Source organism: Umezawaea sp. (assembly GCF_036375055.1).
Classification (GTDB): domain Bacteria; phylum Actinomycetota; class Actinomycetes; order Mycobacteriales; family Pseudonocardiaceae; genus Umezawaea.
On the sequence record NZ_DASUSQ010000026.1, the window covers coordinates 14,881 to 33,357 of the forward strand.

20 protein-coding genes are annotated in these 18,477 nt (G+C 73.2%); 14 read left to right on the forward strand and 6 right to left on the reverse strand.

The genetic code is table 11. The features are described 5' to 3' along the window. Positions 1 to 46: 46 nt before the first annotated feature. Positions 47 to 619 (reverse strand): PadR family transcriptional regulator, encoded by a 573-nt coding sequence (locus tag VFZ92_RS08325; RefSeq protein WP_330875226.1) that lies wholly within the window; start codon positions 617 to 619, stop codon positions 47 to 49. Positions 620 to 689: 70 nt separating this feature from the next. On the opposite strand from VFZ92_RS08325, the gene VFZ92_RS08330 reads away from it, so the two are divergent. Beyond that, positions 690 to 1,082 (forward strand): nuclear transport factor 2 family protein, encoded by a 393-nt coding sequence (locus tag VFZ92_RS08330; protein WP_330875227.1) that lies wholly within the window; start codon positions 690 to 692, stop codon positions 1,080 to 1,082. Between the two features lie 22 nt (positions 1,083 to 1,104). On the opposite strand, the gene VFZ92_RS08335 is transcribed toward VFZ92_RS08330, so the two are convergent. Continuing rightward, positions 1,105 to 2,289 carry a hypothetical protein gene (locus tag VFZ92_RS08335; protein WP_330875228.1) on the reverse strand — a complete coding sequence of 395 codons (1,185 nt, stop codon included), beginning with the start codon at positions 2,287 to 2,289 and terminating at the stop codon, positions 1,105 to 1,107. Positions 2,290 to 2,409: 120 nt separating this feature from the next. Between VFZ92_RS08335 and VFZ92_RS08340 the strand changes: the two genes are divergently transcribed. From VFZ92_RS08340 to VFZ92_RS08360, 5 genes are all read left to right on the forward strand, one after another. Beyond that, the gene (locus VFZ92_RS08340) at positions 2,410 to 2,925 is read left to right on the forward strand and encodes a hypothetical protein (protein ID WP_330875229.1); all 516 of its coding nucleotides are present in this window, start codon (positions 2,410 to 2,412) and stop codon (positions 2,923 to 2,925) included. 139 nt (positions 2,926 to 3,064) lie between these two features. Next, positions 3,065 to 4,459, forward strand: a complete 1,395-nt coding sequence (locus VFZ92_RS08345; RefSeq protein ID WP_330875230.1) for an extracellular solute-binding protein — start codon at positions 3,065 to 3,067, stop codon at positions 4,457 to 4,459. Beyond that, complete coding sequence (locus VFZ92_RS08350) at positions 4,446 to 5,360, forward strand: sugar ABC transporter permease (RefSeq protein ID WP_330875231.1); 915 nt, start codon at positions 4,446 to 4,448, stop codon at positions 5,358 to 5,360. The genes VFZ92_RS08345 and VFZ92_RS08350 overlap by 14 nt, the downstream gene beginning before the upstream one ends. Then, positions 5,357 to 6,178 (forward strand): carbohydrate ABC transporter permease, encoded by an 822-nt coding sequence (locus VFZ92_RS08355; protein ID WP_330875232.1) that lies wholly within the window; start codon positions 5,357 to 5,359, stop codon positions 6,176 to 6,178. Before VFZ92_RS08350 ends, VFZ92_RS08355 begins: the two co-directional genes overlap by 4 nt. Beyond that, positions 6,178 to 7,233, forward strand: coding sequence for an ABC transporter ATP-binding protein (locus VFZ92_RS08360; RefSeq protein WP_330875233.1), 1,056 nt, complete (start codon positions 6,178 to 6,180; stop codon positions 7,231 to 7,233). The genes VFZ92_RS08355 and VFZ92_RS08360 overlap by 1 nt, the downstream gene beginning before the upstream one ends. On the opposite strand, the gene VFZ92_RS08365 is transcribed toward VFZ92_RS08360, so the two are convergent. Beyond that, positions 7,197 to 7,982: a response regulator transcription factor gene (locus VFZ92_RS08365; protein ID WP_330875234.1), complete on the reverse strand. Its 786-nt coding sequence runs from the start codon at positions 7,980 to 7,982 to the stop codon at positions 7,197 to 7,199. The genes VFZ92_RS08360 and VFZ92_RS08365 overlap by 37 nt on opposite strands. Positions 7,983 to 8,124: 142 nt before the next feature. Between VFZ92_RS08365 and VFZ92_RS08370 the strand changes: the two genes are divergently transcribed. Then, a complete protein-coding gene (locus VFZ92_RS08370; protein ID WP_330875235.1) occupies positions 8,125 to 8,655 on the forward strand; it encodes an RICIN domain-containing protein in 531 nt (176 codons plus the stop codon). Positions 8,656 to 8,698: 43 nt separating this feature from the next. Here VFZ92_RS08370 and VFZ92_RS08375 read toward each other — a convergent pair whose 3' ends face one another. Next, a complete protein-coding gene (locus VFZ92_RS08375; RefSeq protein ID WP_330875236.1) occupies positions 8,699 to 9,463 on the reverse strand; it encodes an alpha/beta hydrolase in 765 nt (254 codons plus the stop codon). Positions 9,464 to 9,554: 91 nt separating this feature from the next. On the opposite strand from VFZ92_RS08375, the gene VFZ92_RS08380 reads away from it, so the two are divergent. Beyond that, on the forward strand, positions 9,555 to 10,118 hold the full coding sequence (locus VFZ92_RS08380) for a TetR/AcrR family transcriptional regulator (RefSeq protein WP_330875237.1): 564 nt from the start codon (positions 9,555 to 9,557) through the stop codon (positions 10,116 to 10,118). 87 nt (positions 10,119 to 10,205) lie between these two features. After that, positions 10,206 to 10,619 (forward strand): hypothetical protein, encoded by a 414-nt coding sequence (locus VFZ92_RS08385; protein ID WP_330875238.1) that lies wholly within the window; start codon positions 10,206 to 10,208, stop codon positions 10,617 to 10,619. Here the strand turns inward: VFZ92_RS08385 and VFZ92_RS08390 are convergent. After that, a complete protein-coding gene (locus tag VFZ92_RS08390; RefSeq protein ID WP_330875239.1) occupies positions 10,606 to 11,571 on the reverse strand; it encodes a phosphotriesterase-related protein in 966 nt (321 codons plus the stop codon). The genes VFZ92_RS08385 and VFZ92_RS08390 overlap by 14 nt on opposite strands. A 16-nt stretch (positions 11,572 to 11,587) precedes the next feature. Next, the gene (locus tag VFZ92_RS08395) at positions 11,588 to 12,463 is read right to left on the reverse strand and encodes an LLM class F420-dependent oxidoreductase (RefSeq protein ID WP_330875240.1); all 876 of its coding nucleotides are present in this window, start codon (positions 12,461 to 12,463) and stop codon (positions 11,588 to 11,590) included. Positions 12,464 to 12,571: 108 nt separating this feature from the next. Between VFZ92_RS08395 and VFZ92_RS08400 the strand changes: the two genes are divergently transcribed. The 5 genes from VFZ92_RS08400 to VFZ92_RS08420 are packed head-to-tail and all read left to right on the forward strand — an operon-like array spanning position 12,572 to position 18,459. Further along, positions 12,572 to 14,734: an acetate--CoA ligase family protein gene (locus tag VFZ92_RS08400; RefSeq protein WP_330875241.1), complete on the forward strand. Its 2,163-nt coding sequence runs from the start codon at positions 12,572 to 12,574 to the stop codon at positions 14,732 to 14,734. Next, positions 14,731 to 15,492 carry an enoyl-CoA hydratase/isomerase family protein gene (locus tag VFZ92_RS08405; RefSeq protein WP_330875242.1) on the forward strand — a complete coding sequence of 254 codons (762 nt, stop codon included), beginning with the start codon at positions 14,731 to 14,733 and terminating at the stop codon, positions 15,490 to 15,492. The genes VFZ92_RS08400 and VFZ92_RS08405 overlap by 4 nt, the downstream gene beginning before the upstream one ends. After that, complete coding sequence (locus VFZ92_RS08410; RefSeq protein WP_330875243.1) at positions 15,489 to 16,640, forward strand: acyl-CoA dehydrogenase family protein; 1,152 nt, start codon at positions 15,489 to 15,491, stop codon at positions 16,638 to 16,640. The genes VFZ92_RS08405 and VFZ92_RS08410 overlap by 4 nt, the downstream gene beginning before the upstream one ends. Next, positions 16,637 to 17,677: an acyl-CoA dehydrogenase family protein gene (locus VFZ92_RS08415; protein WP_330875244.1), complete on the forward strand. Its 1,041-nt coding sequence runs from the start codon at positions 16,637 to 16,639 to the stop codon at positions 17,675 to 17,677. Before VFZ92_RS08410 ends, VFZ92_RS08415 begins: the two co-directional genes overlap by 4 nt. Further along, on the forward strand, positions 17,674 to 18,459 hold the full coding sequence (locus VFZ92_RS08420; protein WP_330875245.1) for an enoyl-CoA hydratase/isomerase family protein: 786 nt from the start codon (positions 17,674 to 17,676) through the stop codon (positions 18,457 to 18,459). The genes VFZ92_RS08415 and VFZ92_RS08420 overlap by 4 nt, the downstream gene beginning before the upstream one ends. Positions 18,460 to 18,477: the final 18 nt, after the last annotated feature.

The following is an 18,477-nucleotide window of genomic DNA, read 5'->3' on the forward strand; positions in this document are numbered from 1 at the left end:
GCGGGCGGCCCCGTCGGGACGGCCGGACATCGACACCCCGCGGGGGTCACGCGTCCGCGGTCGGCAGGGCGGCGCGGCGGGCGAGGATCGCGAGCGTGCGCTCGCACCAGCCGGTGGTCGCCTGCTCGACCGCCCGGCCGCCCATGAGGGTGAGGTAGGGGCCGATCCGGTCGGACCCGGCCAGGAACTCCTCCTCGGTGCGGCCGTCCAGCAGCCGGGCCCGGAGCCGGTCGTAGCGGGCGAGCTTGGCGCGGGACCACTCCAGGCGCTCCTGGACCGCCGCCGCGACGGCCCGCGCGTCGCCCGCGTCCACGGCCTGGACCTTGATCAGCAGGTCGTCCCGGAGCGCGGCCGGCTTCGCGGGCTCGGTGGAGAACGCGAGCAGCTCCCGCTCCCCGGCCCCGGTGAGGGTGAACAGGCGCTTGTTCGGCCTGCGCTCCTGCTGGACGACCCGCGCCGCGATCACGCCCTCGACCTCCATCCGGTCGAGTTCGCGGTAGAGCTGCTGCGGGGTCGTCGTCCAGAAGTTCGCCACGGAGGCGTCGAAGCGCTTGGCCATGTCGTAGCCGGACGCCTCGCCCTCCAGGAGTGCGGCCAGGACCGCGTAGCGCAGAGCCATCTGGACAACCTAACAGCATGCTGACTAATGTTCGAAGTTACTAGTCAACAAGTTGTCTATGGAGGTAGCGGTGCACCCCTTCCGCAAGGCGGTCGAGGCGGGCGACCTCGACGCCGTCGAGGCGCTGCTGGCCGACGACGTCGTGTTCACCAGCCCGGTGGCGTTCGCGCCGTACCCCGGCAAGCCGCTCGTCGCCGCGATCCTGCGCGGGGTCTTCCGGGTGCTGGAGGACTTCCGCTACGTGCGGGAGATCGGCGAGCCGGACGGCCGGGACCACGCGCTGGTCTTCACCGCCCGCGTCGGCGGCCGGGAGGTCAACGGCTGCGACTTCCTGCACCTGGACGACGACGGGCTGATCGACGACCTCGTGGTCATGGTCCGCCCGCTCACCGCCGCGCACGCGCTGTCCGAGGCGATGGCCGCCCAGTTCGAGCGGATCACCCGCGAGGCCTCGGGCGGCTGACCGCGCCGTCGCCGCGCCGGGATCACCGGCCCCGCCAGGGGATCGGCACCTTCCGGCCGCCGTGCGGTGGCCGCGCGCCCTCGGCGGTGATCGTCCCCCGGACGATCCGCAGGAACTCCCGGCGGGCGGAGTCGACGCCCCTGGGCGAGTCCAGGAGCGCCTGCGTGAACGTGGTGGCGTCCCACGTGACGTGCAGACCGTGCCGGGCCAGGTAGAGGCCGACCACGCGAACGCGGTAGCGGTCGGTGGTGTCGAGCCACGTGTAGGCCGCGAGCCGCCACAGCCAGCGCGCCACCCGCTCGGGCTCGTCGACGTCCGCGACGGCCTCCACGTCCAGCAGCCGCGACCCGACGAGCAGGTCCGCCTCGGCCCAGCGGGGGACCAGCACCGGAGCGGACACGCCCCACACGCCCGCGGGCAGCCCGTCGTCCAGCGGCCCGGTGGTGGCCCGCCTGAGCGCCGCGGGCCCGGCGGGTTCGGCGTAGTCGCGGCCCCAGCGCCGCCACAGCTCCAGCGGCCGTTCGCGCGGATCGCTCTCGTGCACGCGGAGCCGCTCGGCCAGCTCGACGAGTTCGACGACCACCGCCTCGGCGGGCAGGTCCCACAGGTCGTCGACCGAGTAGTCCTCGCGCGCGTGCAGCGCGAGGAGCCGCTCGGGGAGGTCGGCCGAGCCCCAGGCGGCGAGCAGGGCGCACATCCGCGCGAACCCGGCCTCCACGTTGGGCGTCCCCAGGACGCCCGCGCGGGCGTGCCCGTCGAGGTAGCCGACCAGGCGGCCGAAGAACTCCGCGAGCACGGGCTCGTGCCGGGTCGGCGGCCGTCCGCCCTCCTGCCCGGCCAGGTCGACCCACCCGCCGGGAGCGGGGCGCAGCTCCAGCCCGCGCGCGGCGCGGTCGCGGTCCAGACCCCGGTGCGACGGGAACGCCGCCGCGGTCCGGTCGGCCCACTCGCGCGACACCAGGCCGGCGCGCACGAGACCGTGCAGGGCGCGGTACGGGGGAGCACCGTCGACCAGCAGCGCGAGCCGGGCGCGGAACGCCCCCGCCACCTCGGTCCGGTGATCCGGCTCGACCGGCCCGGCGGGCCGCACCGGCTCGATCCGCCGCGCGGCGGTCGTGATCGACCGGGCCAGGCGCTCGGTGCCGGGGAAGCGGCCCGCGAACCAGGTTCCGAGCGCTCCACCGTCGAGCTGGCTGGTCAGGCTCACCGGAGCATCATCCCCTCGCCGCCCGCCGACGCGGGAACCGCGCGCCCGTCGGCGTGTTGCCGTGGCGCACGGGGCTCACGCGGCCAGGGTGGTGCCACCACCGAGGCGGAAGGGGAGCACGTGGACGAGGGCGAGGAACTGCTGGAGGTCTTCGGCCAGGTCGCGGACGTCAGCCTGGAGCTGGCCGTCGCGCTGGACGAGCACGGCTGCGACGTGGCTCGGGCCGCCGCCGACGGGGAACTGCTCGCGGCGTGGACCGGGGCCAGGCCCGACGCGCGGTCCGCGGTGCTGCTCGCCACGGCCTGGGGGTCGCGCGACCGCGAGCTGGAGGCCACCGACGACCAGCCGGGCAGGCACGCGGCCGAGCTGCACGGCCTCGCCCGCGAGCACACCGGGGACGCGGACGGCTTCCGGCTGGCCTGGGCGCACCGCGGCGGCGGTGGGACCTCGGCCGTGGACGCCGACCTGCGCACCTTCCTCCGCGAGGTCAAGGGCGACGAGGCCCTCCCGCTGCACGGCGGGGCGGGCGCTCTGGCGTCCCGGCTCGGCTCCGAGGACGGGGAACCCCTGACCGGGTTGAGGACCGCGCTGGTCCTGCTCGCCCCGGTGCGCCGCGCGGCGGCCTCCGCCGGGTGACCCCGCCGGTCCACCTCCCACCCGCGCGGAGGCACGACCGGCCGCGGGGAATCCCCCGATAGGGCGCTGCGGCTGGGCGGACCGGGTGCCAAGTTGGAAGGTGACGTACCGGCGGAACCTGTGGGCGGGGGATCACGCGATGCGGCGGACAACGGCGTTCGTGCTGCTGGCGGTGAGCGGTGTGCTGGCCGGGTGCCTCGGCCGGACCGGGAACGAGGACCCGGCGCGCAACGCCGACGCCAAGGAGGTGACGCTGACGATCGTCGCGAACGCGGTGTCGGGCGGGAAGAACGCGCGCGGCGCGGACTGGATCACGAACTGGGTCATCCCCCGGTTCACCGAGCAGCAGAAGGCCAAGGGCGTCACCGCGACCGTGCGGTTCGAGCAGAGCGGCACCGCCGACGAGGCCTACAAGACCAAGGTGGCGCTGGACTTCAAGACCGGCGGCGGCGGTGACGTCGTCGAACTGGACGGCATCTGGCTCGGCGAGTTCGCGCAGGCGGGCCAGATCAGGCCGCTCGACGACCTCGTGGGCGCGGCGGACGTCGACGCGTGGGACGGCTGGCGGCAGATCCCGAAGGCCGTGCAGGGCCTCGGCGAGTTCGAGGGCAGGCGCTACGGCGTGCCGATGGGCACCGACGGCAGGGTCCTGTTCTACAACAAGAAGCTGTTCGCGGCGGCGGGCCTGCCCGCCGATTGGCAGCCCAGGAGCTGGGACGAGATGCTGGCCGCCGCGGCGGAGCTGAAGAAGCTCCCCGGTGTCACGCCGATCCAGCTCAACGCGGGCACCGCGATGGGCGAGGCGACCACGATGCAGGGCGTGCTGCCCATGCTGGTGGGCACCGGGACACCCGTCCACGACAACGGGAAGTGGCAGGGCGCGACGTCCGGCGTGAAGGACGTCCTCGGGCTGTACCAGCGGATCTACCGCGACGGGCTCGGCGATCCGGTGCTCCAGCAGGAGGCGAACGGGCGCGACCGCTCGTTCGCGCTGTTCGCCGAGAACCGGATCGGCATCCTGCTGGAGAGCGACTACTTCTGGCGCTCCGTCGTGGAACCCCGCACCGGCGTGGCCGCGATGGCCGACCGCGACACGGCCGTGGGCTGGGCGCTCGTGCCCGCGCGGGTGCCCGGAGCGGGGGTCGGCGGGCAGGACTTCGTCAGCACGTCCGGCGGCGGCGTGCGCGTGGTCAACCCGAACTCGCGCTACCCCCGGCAGGCATGGGAGTTCCTCCGGTTCCTCAACTCCGCCGAGGCGGTGAAGTCGTCGCTGGCGGGCACCGCCCAGATCACCCAGCGCGAGGACGTCAACGACGAGGTCCTCGCGGGCGACCCGGTGCTCGGCTTCGTGGCCGACCGGGTGCTGCCGATCACCCGGTACCGGCCCGGCCTCGCGGACTACCCCGAGGTGTCGGCGGCGCTCCAGCAGGCGACCGCCGACGTCGTGGCGGGCAAGAGCCCGGACGAGGCGGCCGAGGCCTACCAGGACGCCGTGGTGAAGGCCGTCGGCGAGGCGTCCGTTGCCGTCGGTTGACGCCCCGGCGCGGCGGTGGGGGTCGGCGGGCGCCAGGGACGTCGCGGGCCTCGGGGTCGCGCGGGCGATCGGGTTCGTCGCGCCCGCGCTGCTGCTGATCGGCGTCTTCCTGGTCTTCCCCGCGCTGTGGACCCTGTACATCGGGATCACCGACTACCAGCTCACCGGGCCGTCGGCCGCGGCGCCGAGCGTGGTGGGCCTGGACAACTTCGCCGCCGCCCTCGACGACGCCCTGTTCGCGAACTCGGTGTGGCTGACGGCGCTGTTCGTGCTGGGATCGGCCGTGGTCGGCCAGAACGTCCTCGGTTTCTCGCTGGCGTGGCTGCTGAGCCGGGTGCGGCCGTGGCTGCGGCGCACCACCGAGGGACTGGTGCTGCTGGCGTGGATCCTGCCGGGGCCGGTCGTCGCCTACCTGTGGTTCGCCGTGCTCAGCAGGGACGGCGGCACGCTCGGCCTGCTGCTGGGCGACCCGACGACCGCGTGGCTCGTGCGGTACCCGATGGCCAGCCTCATCGTGTTCAACGTGTGGCGCGGCACGGCGTTCTCCCTGCTGCTGTACACCTCCGCGCTGGCCGCCGTGCCGCCGTCGCAGGTCGAGACCGCGCGGCTGGCGGGCGCGAGCGGCTGGCAGACCGTCCGCGACGTGGTGTTCCCGCACGTCCGCGGGCACGTGCTGACCAACACGCTGCTCATCAGCCTGTGGACCGCCAACGACTTCACGCCGTTCCTGCTCACCGCGGGCGGCCCCAACCACGAGTCGGAGGTGCTGCCGGTGCTGATCTACCGGCAGGCGCTGGAGAGCGGGCGCCTCGGGTACGCGTCCGCCGTGTCGCTGCTGCTGCTCGTGGGCAACCTGCTGGTCGCGCTGGTGTACCTGAGGCTGCTGCGGAGGCGGTCGTGACGCCCGCGTGGGTGGTGCGGCGGATCGGCTTCTGCACGCTGATCGGCGTCGTGCTCGCGTTCTTCGCCGTGCCGATGCTGTGGCTGGCCTCGGCCCCGTTCGACGCGGACCCAGGGCTGGGCCTGCGGTGGCCGGACTGGACGCTCGCCAACGTGGCGACCACCCTCCGCCACCCGCACGCCCTCACGTCGCTGGTCAACTCGCTGGTGCTGTGCGTCGTCGCGACGGTCGTGACGACGGTCTTCGCCGCGCTGGCGGCGTACTCGCTGTCGCGCGTGCGGATTCCGGGCCGCGACGCGCTGCTGTACCTGCTGCTGCTGCTGTCCAGCGTCGTGACGGGCACCGCGGCCATGGTCCCGATCTTCGTGATGGTGCTCCAGCTCGGCCTGATCGACTCCCGGTTCGGCACGGCGCTGGTGATCGCGGGCGGGATGCTGCCCGCCGCGATCTTCATCCTCAAGGACTTCGTCGACTCCGTGCCGCGCTCCTACGAGGAGTCCGCGCGGGTGTTCGGCGCCTCGCCCCGCCAGGTGCTCGGCCACGTCGTCCTGCCGGTCGCCCGGCCCGGTGTCGCGACGATCCTGGTGTGGTCGTTCGTCAACGCGTGGGGCAACTTCCTGCTGCCGTTCCTGCTGCTGCGCGACGTCGGCAAGCAGCCGGCCGCCGTGCTGCTGCGCACGTTGCAGGACGAGGGCGGCAGCGCCAACCTGTCCGTGATCCCGGTGTTCTCGCTGCTGTACTCGATCCCGGTGGTCGTGCTCTACCTGTTCGTCAGCACGCGCTACGGGTTCCGATTCCACGGAGGCATCAAGAGCTGATGGCGGGCATCGAGATCGCCGGACTGTCCACCGTGTACCCCAACGGGGTCCGCGCCGTGGACGACCTGGACCTGGGCGTGGTCGACGGCGAGCTGTTCGCCCTGCTCGGCCCGTCCGGGTGCGGCAAGACCACGCTGCTGCGCACCATCGCGGGCCTGGAGCCCGCGACCGACGGGAAGGTCCTCATCGGCGGGCGCGACGTCACGCGCGAACAGCCCGGCGCGCGCGGCGTCTCGATGGTGTTCCAGGACTACGCGCTGTTCCCGCACATGACCGTGGCGGAGAACATCGCCTACCCGCTGCGGGTGCGCCGGGCTCCGAGGGCGGAGCAGCGGCTGGTCGCCGAGCGGACGGCCGAGGGCCTGAGCCTGTCCGGCCTGCTCGACCGCAGGCCGGGCCAGCTCTCCGGCGGCCAGCAGCAGCGCACCGCGCTGGCCAGGGCGGTCGCGCTGGAGACCGACGTCCTGCTGCTGGACGAGCCGCTGTCCAACCTGGACGCCCGCCTGCGCCTGGAGGCGAGGACGTTCCTCAAGCGCCTGCAACGGGAACTGGCGCTCACCACGGTCTTCGTGACGCACGACCAGGCCGAGGCGCTCGCGCTGGCCGACCGCGTGGCCGTCATGGAGTCCGGCCGCGTCCGCCAGCTCGGCACCCCGCGCGAGGTCTTCCAACGCCCGGCCGACACGTTCGTCGCGAACTTCATCGGCTCGACCCCGATGAACCTGGTGGACGGCACCGTCCGCGGCGACCGCGTCGAGGTCGCGGGCACCCTCCTCCCGAGCCCGCTCGACCTGCCGGACGGGACGCCGGTCGTGGTGGGCGTCCGCCCGGAGTACCTGGTGGTCGCGGAGCACGGTTTCGCGGGCCGGGTGTCGACCGTGGAGAACCTCGGGGTGACGTCGCTGGTGACCCTGGAGTGCGCCGACGGGACCCTGGTGGGGTTGGTGGTGCCGGAGCAGGAGGAACCGGCGGTCGGGGCCGAGCTGCGCGCGACCCCGACGCCGGGGCGGTCGCTGTTCTACGGCGAGGACGGTCTGCTGCTCGCGACGGCGTAGCCGGGTGGTGGGGTGAGCACCCCGAGCGCTTGCGCCTTGAGCACCGCCGACACGCGGTTCGTCACACGCAGCTTCGCGTGAATGTGCTCGACGTGCTTCTGGACGGTCCGGGGTGAGATCAGCAGCCGTCGCGCGACTGCTCGGGCGGTGAGACCTTGAGCGAGGAACCCCAGCACCGCGACCTCCTGGTTCGTGAGGGCCGCGTCGTGCGACGGCGTGCGCGGCATCCACCGCGCCAGCGCTCGTGCTTGCCGATCGAGGCCGATGAGCAGCGCCTGCAACCGCCGAGCCAACCGCAGGTCCTCATCGGTGGCGTCCGAACCGGACAAGACGATCACGAAAGCACGGTGCCACACACCCCGCACGCTCAGCGGGATGGCCATCTGGTGCTCCAAGTCCAGCCCGCCGAGCACTTCGTTCCACGTTTCGAACCTGGGGTCGCGCAGCGACCGCGGAACCCGGCCCAACGTGTACGCGGTCAGGTCCTCGGTGGCCGCGAACCAGCAGGGGAGCGGGTGCTGGTCCAAGCGGTTCCGCAACCACGCGAGCGTGTCCTGGTCCACGGTGATGCCCGACTCCCACAGGTGGTGTTCGACGTGTCCATCGGGCTGCCGGTCGATCCACGAACCCGCTGCGCCACCGAAGGTGCGCACCAGTTCGTCCAGCAGGGTCACGTGCGGCATCTCGGTCAGCGGTTGCGCGAGCAGATCGCGGACGACGTCGAGCCAGTGTTCCAGTCGGTTCTGCACGACACGCCACCTTCCCGGCGGGTCGGCTCCGTGGTCACCAGCAGGATACGCCGTCATCCCTACGCGGTTGTGCGTATTTGTCCAACAGCCTGTCACCGCTGACGATTGTTCCCTCCTCTTCGTCTGACAGCAGGGAGGTTCCATGTTCACGGAACTCGCGCGCAGGATCGCGGTGGCGGTCGTGACGGGTGCGGCGCTGCTCGTCGGCACCGCTCCACCGGGTGTCGCGACCACGAGCAGATCGCCGATCCCGCCGGACGCCAACTACCACCTGGTTCTCGAGTGGGGTGGGCGCTGCCTGGAGGAACGGTCGCAGGACGGGCACGTCAGCCAGTGGGGGTGCCACACCGGCCCCACTCAGGTGTGGCGGTTGGTCCTCGACCCGACCACCGGCTACCACCGGATCATCAACGGGGCCACCGGGAGGTGCCTTGAGGTCCGAGGTGGTTCGCTCAGCAACGGGGCCCGCGTCGTCGGTGTCACGTGCCAGCCGAACGTGAAGCACCAGACCTGGCTGCTCAACCCCAAGCCAGGGGTCGTGGTCCACGAGATCAAGCCTCGCCACAGTGCGAAGTGTCTCGACATCGCGCACGGGGGTGAAGGATCGGTGGCGCACCAGTGGGAGTGCCACGGCGGTGGGAACCAGAGGTGGCTGATCATGCCTGAGCGGTGATCGACGACGTGCCCCCGGTGGCAGCCCCGCCGGGGGCACGTCCTCAGCCTGGCAGGCCCGCCGCTGCTCCGACCGACTCGTGGAACCCGCGCAGCACGGCGGCCACCCGTGCCGGGTCCTGGAGCATCCAGTAGTGCGTCAGCCCGTCCAGCTCGACCCACCGGGCCCCGAGGCGGGTCGCGACCTCGACGTCCAGCTCCGCCCCGCCGAACGGGTCGCCCGCCGGGATCAGCACCAGGCCGGGGACGCGGGCGGGGCGGTCGAGGCCCGTGCCCCAGTCCGCGTGCAGGTTCGGGACCGCCGAGCGGTACAGGTCGAGGATCGCCCGGCTCATCGTGACGTCGTGCGCGGCGTCCACGGCGGCGGCCACGCGGGCGGTCATGCCGCGCGGGCGCAGGAGGTCGCCGAACGTGCGGCCGCTGCCGGGGACGGCCTCGCGCAGGCCGGCTAGCGACTCCTCGCCCGCCGGGGTCTGCCAGAGCTTCGCCGCGTCGTGCCATTCGTGGTCCGGGTGCCAGCCGTGGGCGACGTCGGCGACCCAGCTCCGCAGCGGGACGTCGAACGCCGTGACGACCCGGTACACCAGGTGGGCGCCCCAGTCGTGGCCGACCAGGTCGATCGGGCCGTCGATCTCGCGCAGCGCGTCGGCCAGCCAGCGGGCGTGGTCGTCCTTGTCGCGCACGCCCTCCGGGCGCGGACCGCCGAAACCGGGCAGCCGCAGGGCCACGGTGTCGCCGGGCAGGTGCGCGCGGACGTCGTCCCAGAGGTCGGGTGTCTCCGGGACGCCGTGGACGAAGACCGTGGTCACGGGGATCTCCTTCGAGTTGATAAGCTATCCACTTAGACCGTAGCGACTAAGTCGATAGCTTGTCCACTTCGGTGGCCGGGTGGAGGGGGACGTGGTGCGAGCGGACGCGCGGCGCAACCAGGAGCGCATCCTTGAAGAGGCTCGCGGTGCGGTCGGCGCGGGCGACACGGGGATCACGCTGAACGAGCTCGCCCGCCGGGCCGGTGTCGGCGTGGGCACGGTGTACCGGCTCTTCCCGACGCACCAGGCGATGCTGGAGGCCGTGGTGGAGGACGGCCTCCGCGCGATGGTCGACCGCGCGACGGCCGCGGCGGAGGTCGAGGACGTCGCGGAGGGCCTCGCCGGGTTCTTCCGCGCCTCGCTCCTGCACGCCGTGCGCGAACCCGGCCTGGTCAGCGTCCTCGTCGCCGTCGACGACGCGGTGACCGGCACCTCGGGGACCAAGGTGGAACTCGCGCTGGCGGTGTCCCGCCTCCTCGACCGGGGCCGCGCGGCGGGCGTCGTCCGGTCGGCCCTGACCGGCGAGGACCTGCTGAAGCTGCTGTGCGGGCTCCAGCACGCCATCGCCGCGTCCGGCGACGACCAGGCCGCGGTCACCGAGCGCTACCTGGACCTGGTCCTCGCGGGACTCGGGCTGCCCGGCCGGTCTACGTAGTTCTCGCCGACGCGACGGGACGCGCCCGCGCGGGATCGTCGGTGCCGCGCGAGGAGGAACCCCGCGCTCACCACGGGGAGGACCGCCATGACCGTCGGAGCCGTCGTCGACCGCCCGATCTCCACCGGGGACCGGATCGGACGCGCGCTGCTCGCCCTCTGCGCCGTCGCGACCCTCGGCGCCTTCGCGAACGGCGTCGTGATCATGACGGAGGTGTCCGACGACCGCGTCCTCACCGAGGCGTGGCGGACGTTCGCCTACCTCGTCTTCGCCGGGCTGTGGGTGCTGCTCGCCGCGGGCCCGCGCAGGCAGCCGGGCGTGTGGGAGCTCGTGCTCCTCCAGAAGACCGCGATCACCGTGTTCGCGGTCGCGGCGCTGGACCTGCCCGACGCGCCGACGACCTTCGTCGTCGACCTCTCCCTCGTGGTGGCGACCACCGCGGCCTACGTGCTGTGCCGGGGCTGGGAGAGCTGGCGCCCCGCCGCCGTCAGCGCGCGCTGAGGATGCGGCGGGGGTTGTCGACGAGCATCTGGTCGATCTGCCCCCTGGTCGTGCCCAGGTCGAGCAGCGCCGGGATCACCTCGTCGTGCAGGTGCGTGAAGCGCCAGCGGGGCAGCAGTTCCCTCTTCACGTCCACGTCGAAGTTGTGGGTGAAGCAGGCCGCGTCGTGCGACAGGACCATGCGCTCGGCGTAGCCCTCCGCGCACAGGGCGGCGACCGTCGCGACGCGGTCGGCGAACGGCAGCATCAGGTCGAGGCCGAAGCGGTCCATGCCGATGTAGGACCCGGCGTCCATCAGCTTGCGCAGGTACACCAGGTCCGTGGTGTCGCCGGAGTGGCCGATCACCACGCGCTCCAGGTCCACGCCCTCCTCGCGGAAGATCGCCTGCTGCTCCAGCCCGCGCTCGGTCAGGGCGTGGGTGTGGGTCGAGATCGGCACGCCGGTCTCCAGGTGCGTGCGGGCGACCGCGCGCAGGACCCGGTCCACGCCCTCGGTCACGCCGGCGCGGTCGGTGGCGCACTTGAGGATCGCGGCCTTGACTCCGGTGTCCCCGATGCCCCGCGTGATGTCGCGGATGAAGAACTCGGTGAGCAGCTCCGGACCGTCGACCAGCTTCCCCGGCCCGCGGAACCGGAAGAACATGGGCACGTCGTCGTAGGTGTACAGGCCGGTGGCGGCGAGGATCTGCACGTCCACCTGCTCGGCCACCTCGACGACGCGGGAGACGTCGCGCCCCAGTCCCAGGACGGTGAGGTCGACGATCGTCCGCACGCCGCGCGAGGCGACGTCCTGGAGCTTCTGGCGGGCGTCGGCCATCCGCTCCTCGGTGTCCCAGCGGCCGGGGTAGTTCGACTCGATCTCCTGGTCGAGGACGAACACGTGCTCGTGCATGAGGGTCTGACCTAGGTCGTCGGCGTCGATGGGGCCGAGGACGGATTCGACCGAAGGCATCGGATTCTCCTGGGGGCTAGAACTTCGCGATCACGGTGTCCTGGAAGCGGGCCAGCTCGTCGGCGACGTGCTCGTGGTCGAAGAGCAGCGTCGACACGGTCACGCGGTCCACGCCCAGGTCCGCCAGTTCGCGCAGGACGTCGAGGTTCGCCAGGTCGTCGCGGTTCTTGGTCCACCGGCTGGTGATCTCGACGGCGTCGGGGTCGCGGCCGTGCGCGACCGCCTCCGCGCGGCACCTCCTGATCAGCACGCCGAGGCGCTCGCGGTCGTAGCCGCCGGGGAAGAACCCGTCGCCCAGCCTGCCCGCGCGAACGGCGGCGGGGACGGTGAAGCCGCCGACGTGGATCGGCACCGACGCCCCGTGCGGGCGCGGCGAGCTGACCACGCCGCGGAAGTCGACCGAGCCGCTGCTGAAGTCGGCGGGCTCGCCCGACCAGAGGGCGCGCATCGCGCCGATCGTGTCGTTCATCCGCGGTCCGCGGTCGTCGAACCCGACGCGCAGCGCGTCGAACTCCTCGCGCAGCCACCCCGCGCCCACGCCGAGCAGCGTCCGCCCGCCGGAGAGCCGGTCGAGCGTCGCCACCTCCTTCGCCGTGATCAGCGCGTTGCGCTGGGGGAGGACCAGCACGGCGGTGCCGAGCTTGATCGTGGTCGTGCGGGCCGCGACGAACGCCATCCAGACCAGGGGATCGGCGATCGGGTGGTCGGGGGCGAAGGGGATCCGGCCGTCGGCCGTCTCGGGGTAGAGCGGCTCGTACTCGGTCGGCAGCACGACGTGCTCGATGGTCCACAGCGAGTCGAACCCGCTGGCCTCCGCCGCCACCGCGACCTCGACGGCCGCCTCCGGGTCCGCGTAGCGGCCGGTGTTCCCGTGGGTCAGTCCGAATCTCATGCCCGGCGACTCCTTGATCTTGTGTGTTCCAGAACACTACTTGACACTGAATTCAGGTTCAAGTTACATGCTCGCAACACCCCAGCCAGTGAGAACGGGAGCCGCCAGGTGTCCGACGCCGTAGCCCTCGCCCCGCCTGCCGCACCCGCGAACGCCGAGCTCTCGGCGATGTTCCGGCCTCGCGCCATCGCCGTCCTCGGCGCGTCCGGCCGGGTCGGCAACCCCTTCGCCCGTCCGCTGACCTACCTCGTCGAGCACGGGTTCGCGGGCGAGGTCTACCCGGTCAACCCCGGCTACGAGACCCTCGGCGGCCTCACCTGCTACCCCTCGCTGGAGGAGCTGCCGGGGCCGGTCGACCTGGTCCTGATGCTGGTGTCCGCCTCCGAGGTCGTGCGCCTGCTGCCCGCCGTGGCCGCGGCGGGCGCGCGGGCGGCGGTCGTGTTCGCCTCCGGCTTCGCCGAGACCGGGCCGGACGGCCAGGCGCTCCAGGACGAACTCGTCCGCCTGGCCCGCCTGCACGGCGTCCGCCTGCTCGGCCCCAACTGCCAGGGGCTCGTCGCGGTCCACGACCACGTGGTCGCGTCGTTCACCGCGGCGCTCGAACTGGGCGTGCCCGAGCCGGGCAACATCGCCTACGTCGGCCAGAGCGGCGCGGTCGGCGGTTCCATCTTCAGCCTGGCCAGGGAGCGCGGCCTGCGGATCGGCACCTGGGCCAGCACCGGCAACCAGGCCGACCTCGGAGCGGCGGAGATCGCGAACTTCCTGGTGGAGGACCCGAGGATCGAGGTCATCACGATGTACCTCGAAAGCCCGGTGCCCGGTGCCGAGTTCGACCGGCTCACCGCGCGGGCGGCCGAGCTGGGCAAGTCGGTCCTGGTGCTGCGGTCCGCGCTGTCGCGGTCCGGGGCCAGGGCGGCCACCTCGCACACCGGCGCGATCATCGGCGACCACGCGGCGTTCACCGCGATGTGCCGCGAACGCGGTGTGGTGCAGGCCGACGACGTCGAGGACTTCATCGCCACGGCCCACGCACTGAGCGTGCTGCCCCGCTCCGGCGGCGGCAGGATCGGCATCATCACGACCTCCGGCGGCGCGGGCAGCCTGGCCGCCGACCAGGCCGAGGCGCACGGGATGTCCGTCGACGACCTCACCGAACCGGTGCGGCGCAGGCTCTCCGAGGTCGTCCCGGACTTCGGCGCCGTGTCGAACCCGGTCGACGTGACCGCGCAGATGTTCAAGGCGAACGAGACCGACGGCTTCATCGCGGTCTGCGACGAGGTGCTCGCCGACCCCACCGTCGACTCGGTCCTGGTCGTCCTGACCATGGTCACCGGCGACCTGGCGACGTCGATGGCCCGCGGGCTGTGCGAGCTGTGGGCCCGCGCGACCAAGCCGGTCGTCGTCGTGTGGCTCGCCGCCCGGCAGCAGACCGCCGAGGCGCGGGAGATCCTGCGGGCCGCGGGGAAACCGGTGTTCGACTCGCCGCGCGTCGGCGTCGGCGTGCTGCGCGCCCTGGCCACCACCGTGCCGCCGCCGTCCCGGTCCTCCAGCCGGGTGACCACGTCCGACACGACCGTCGCGGACGTCCTCGGCGGACTGCGCGGCGGGGTGGTCACCGAGCACGCGGGCGCCGAGGTGCTGGCCGCGCTGGGGGTCGACCGGCCCGGTGAACGGCTGGTCGGGTCGGCGGAGCGGGCGGCCGGGGCGGCGCGCGAGCTGGGCGGGCCGCTGGTGCTGAAGATCCAGTCGTCCGAGGTCGTGCACAAGACCGAACGCGGGGGCGTGCGCCTCGGGGTCGGCGTCGACGAGGCGGCGGCGGTCTACGACGAGCTCGTGGTCCGCTTCGCCGCCGAGGGCGCGACCGAGGTGCTCGTGCAGGAACAGGTGGCGGACGGGCCCGAGCTGCTCGTCGGGATCACCAACACCGAGCCCGGCTTCCCCCCGCTGCTCACCGTCGGCACGGGCGGCGTCACCACGGAGCTGTACCGCGACACCACGACCAGGCTCGCCCCCGTCGACGCGCGGACGGCCGGGGAGATGCTGCTCGAACTGAGGTCGGCGCCGCTGCTCACCGGGTTCCGCGGGCAGCCGGGGCACGACCTGGCCGCCGCCGCCGAGGCCATCGCGACGCTCAGCAGGCTCGCCGTGCTGGTCGGCGACCGGCTGGTCGAACTGGAGGTCAACCCCCTGCGCCTGGTCGACGCCGGACGGCGGGCCGTCGCGCTGGACTTCCTGCTCCGCCTAGGTCCTCTTGAGGAGACGACCGCATGACACCCGAGACCCGCTTGGACGTCGAGAACGGGATCGCCGTCCTCACGATCAGCAACCCGTCCATCAGGAACGCGCTCACGCTGACGATGTCGCACCAGCTCACCGAGTTCTGCGACCGGATCGACGCCGACCCCACCATCGGCGCCGTGGTCGTCCGGGGTGACGGCGGCACGTTCTGCTCCGGCGCGGACACCCGCTCGTGGAGCGGGACCTACGCGGACCCCATGAGCGACAGCGCCTACGCCGAGACCGACGACGTCTACGGGGCGTTCTACCGGGTCGGCCAGATCAGGGTGCCCACCATCTCCGCCGTGCGCGGCGCGGCGGTCGGCGCGGGCCTGAACCTGGCGCTGGCCACCGACCTGAGGATCGTCGCGGAGGACGCCCGGCTCATCGCGGGCTTCCTCAAGGCGGGCATCCACCCCGGTGGCGGGTTCTTCACGATCTCCTCCCGCGTGGCGGGCCGGGAGGCCGCCGCGGCGATGGGCTTGTTCAGCGAGGAGGTGTCGGGAACGAGGGCCGTCCACCTGGGACTCGCGTGGGAGGCGGTCGCGGACGACCGGGTCGAGGCGCGGGCGCTGGAACTGGCGGGCCGGGTCGCCGGTGATCCCGTGCTGGCCCGGCGGGTGGCGAAGTCCTTCCGCGCGGAGGCCGACCCGTCGCCGCTGCCGTGGTCCACGGCCATCGAGGTCGAACGCGGTGTGCAGATCTGGACCCAGGCCCGGCGGCTCCGGGGCGACGTCGAGGAGGGCCGATGATCGACTTCCGGCCGTCGGGCCTGACCGAGGACGAGGAAGCCCTGCGCACGCGGGTGCGCGGGTTCGTGGCGGAGGAGTTCCCGAGCGGCACCTACCTGCCCGAGCTGGGCATCAACGCCGCCGCCGACGCGGAGTTCAGCCGCAGGCTGGCCGCGCGGGGCTGGGTCGGCATGGTCGTGCCCGAGGAGTACGGCGGGCCGGGCCGGTCCGCGACCGAGCGCTTCCTCGTCGTGGAGGAGCTGCTCGCGGCGGGCGCCCCGGTCGGGGCGCACTGGGTCGCCGACCGGCAGACCGCACCGGTCATCCTGACCTTCGGCAGCGAGCGCCTCAAGCGCGAGTTCCTGCCCCGCATCGTCCGGGGCGAGGCGTTCTTCTGCCTCGGCATGAGCGAGCCCGACAGCGGGTCGGACCTCGCGTCGGTGCGCACCAGGGCCACCCGCACCGACGGCGGCTGGCTGCTCAACGGCCGGAAGGTCTGGACGTCCGGCGCGCACTACTCCGACTACGTGATGACCCTGTGCCGCACGTCCCCGCAGGAGGGCCGCAAGCACGCGGGCCTGAGCCAGCTCATCGTCGACCTGTCCTCCGACGGCGTGACCGTGTCGCCGATCAACCTGCTCAACGGCCACCACCACTTCAACGAGGTGCTGTTCTCCGACGTGTTCGTGCCCGACCACATGGTGCTCGGCGAGATCGGGTCCGGGTGGCACCAGGTCACCTCCGAGCTGGCCTACGAGCGCTCCGGTCCGGACCGGTTCCTGACGACGTTCCCGGTGCTGCGGTACTTCCTGGACTTCCGGGAGGCGGCGGGCCCGGAGGCGGAGCTGCGGCTCGGCGCGCTCGCCGCCCGGTACTGGGTGCTGCGCAACATGTCCCTGTCGATCGCCAGGTCGCTCGACGGGGGCGAGGTGCCGGTGGTCGAGGCGACCCTGGTCAAGGACCTCGGCACGTCGTTCGAGCAGGACGTGCTCGACGTCGTCCGCGACCTCACCGGCGGCGAGCAGGACCCGGACGGCGACCTGTTCAGCAGGCTGCTGGCCGACGCGACGATCACCGCGCCGACGTTCACCCTGCGCGGCGGTACCAACGAGGTGCTGCGGTCCGTCGCGGCCAAGCACCTCCTGCGCGAGAGGCGGCGAGCGGTGTGACCGACGAACTGGAACTGCTGGACGGGACCCTGCGCGCGATCTTCGCCAAGCACTGCGACCGGTCCGCGCGGCTCGCCGCCGGACGCGGGTTCCCGCGCGAGCTGTGGACCGTGCTGGAGAGGGCGGGGCTGACGACGCTGGGCGGCGACGGCGCGGGACCGGCCGAACTCGTCGTGCTGGCGAGGGCCGTCGGCCGGGCGGCCGCGCCGGTGCCGCTGGTGGAGACGGCGGGGCTCGCGGCCTGGCTCGTGGCGGAGGCGGGGGTCGAGCAGCCCGACGGCATCACGACCTGCGCGGTCGGCCACCCCGACGACGACCTGCGGGTGGTCCGCGACGGCGACGGCTGGACCGCCACCGGGACGCTGCACCGCGTCCCGTGGGGTCGAGACGGCGACCACGTCGTCGCGCTGGTCGACGGGGGGACGCTCGTCGTCCTGCCCACGCCCCAGCGGGTCAGGCCCGGCGCGAACCTCGGCGGCGAGCCGCGCGACGCGCTGGAGTTCGACGGAGCCGCCGCGTCGGCCGTGGCGGACAGTCCGATCGGGACGGACGCGCTGCGGGCGCGGGGAGCGGTGCTGCGCGCCGCCGCGATGGCGGGGGCGATGGAGTCCGCGCTGGAGCTGTCCCTGGCCTACGCCGGGGAGCGCGAGCAGTTCGGCAAGCCGATCTCCTCGTTCCAGGCGGTGCAGCAGCACCTGGTCGCCATCGCCGAGGAGACGCTGTGCGCCGGGATGGCGGTGCGCCTGGCCGTGGCCGCCGCGCCGGAGCAGGAGGTGTTCGCGGTGGCGGCGGCCAAGAACACGGCGGGCTGCGCCGCCGCGGTCGTGACCAAGAGGGCGCACCAGGTGCACGGGGCCATCGGCGTCACCGACGAGCACGCGCTCCCGTGGTTCACCACGCGGCTGTGGGCGTGGCAGGACGAGTTCGGCACGACCCGCGAGTGGGCCGCGCTGCTGGGCCGGGGCGTGGTCGCGGACGGCGGCGCCGGGCTCTGGCCGCGGCTCAGCGCGAGCGTGGGCGCGGGGGAGGACCGATGAGCACGCCACCGCCGCTGCTGCTCGACGTCACCGACTCCGTGGCGACCGTGACGCTCAACCGCCCCGACCACCTGAACGCGCTGAGCACCGAGCTGCAACGGGACCTGGTCGAGGTGTTCGCGGACCTGGACCGCGACGACGCCGTCCGGGTCGTGGTCCTGACCGCGAACGGCGACCGCGCGTTCAGCGCGGGCGCCGACCTGAAGCAGATGAACGGCCACGACCGCGCGGGCGCGGCGGCCTACCTGCCGATGAGCGGGCCGGGGCGCAACCTGTACGAAACGGTGCTGGAGTGCGGGAAACCGACGCTCGCGGTGCTGCACGGCTGGGTCGTCGGAGGCGGCCTGGAACTGGCGATGGCGTGCGACCTGCGCCTCGCCGCCGACGACGCGCGGCTGATGCTGCCGGAGTCGAAGGTGGGACTGGGGGCGAACTTCGGCAGCCAGATGCTGCCGAGGCTGGTGCCGATGGGGATCGCGTTCCAGGTGCTGTACCTGGGCGAGCCGCTGGAGGCCGTCGAAGCCCACCGGGTCGGGCTGGTCAACTGGCTGGCCCCGCGGGAGGAGCTGGCGGAGCGGGCCCGCGTGATCGCGGCGCAGCTCGTGGAGCGCGCCCCGATCACCCTGCGCCGGTACAAGGCGATGGTGCGGGTGGGCTCGACGCTGCCCATCTCGACCGCGCTCCGCCTCGACCCCGGCCCGAGCCCGTACACGAGCGCCGATCGGCTTGAGGGGGCCGCGGCGTTCGTCGAGAAGCGAAAACCGCGGTGGACGGGGCGTTGACCCGGTTTCGCACGCACG

Coding starts and splice junctions, on each gene's coding strand:
- VFZ92_RS08360 (WP_330875233.1), top strand. CDS start 6,178: ATGGCGGGCATCGAGATCGCCGGACTGTCCACCGTGTACCCCAACGGG.
- VFZ92_RS08390 (WP_330875239.1), bottom strand. CDS start 11,571: ATGCCTTCGGTCGAATCCGTCCTCGGCCCCATCGACGCCGACGACCTA.
- VFZ92_RS08395 (WP_330875240.1), bottom strand. CDS start 12,463: ATGAGATTCGGACTGACCCACGGGAACACCGGCCGCTACGCGGACCCG.
- VFZ92_RS08345 (WP_330875230.1), top strand. CDS start 3,065: ATGCGGCGGACAACGGCGTTCGTGCTGCTGGCGGTGAGCGGTGTGCTG.
- VFZ92_RS08410 (WP_330875243.1), top strand. CDS start 15,489: ATGATCGACTTCCGGCCGTCGGGCCTGACCGAGGACGAGGAAGCCCTG.
- VFZ92_RS08325 (WP_330875226.1), bottom strand. CDS start 619: ATGGCTCTGCGCTACGCGGTCCTGGCCGCACTCCTGGAGGGCGAGGCG.
- VFZ92_RS08405 (WP_330875242.1), top strand. CDS start 14,731: ATGACACCCGAGACCCGCTTGGACGTCGAGAACGGGATCGCCGTCCTC.
- VFZ92_RS08370 (WP_330875235.1), top strand. CDS start 8,125: ATGTTCACGGAACTCGCGCGCAGGATCGCGGTGGCGGTCGTGACGGGT.
- VFZ92_RS08420 (WP_330875245.1), top strand. CDS start 17,674: ATGAGCACGCCACCGCCGCTGCTGCTCGACGTCACCGACTCCGTGGCG.
- VFZ92_RS08385 (WP_330875238.1), top strand. CDS start 10,206: ATGACCGTCGGAGCCGTCGTCGACCGCCCGATCTCCACCGGGGACCGG.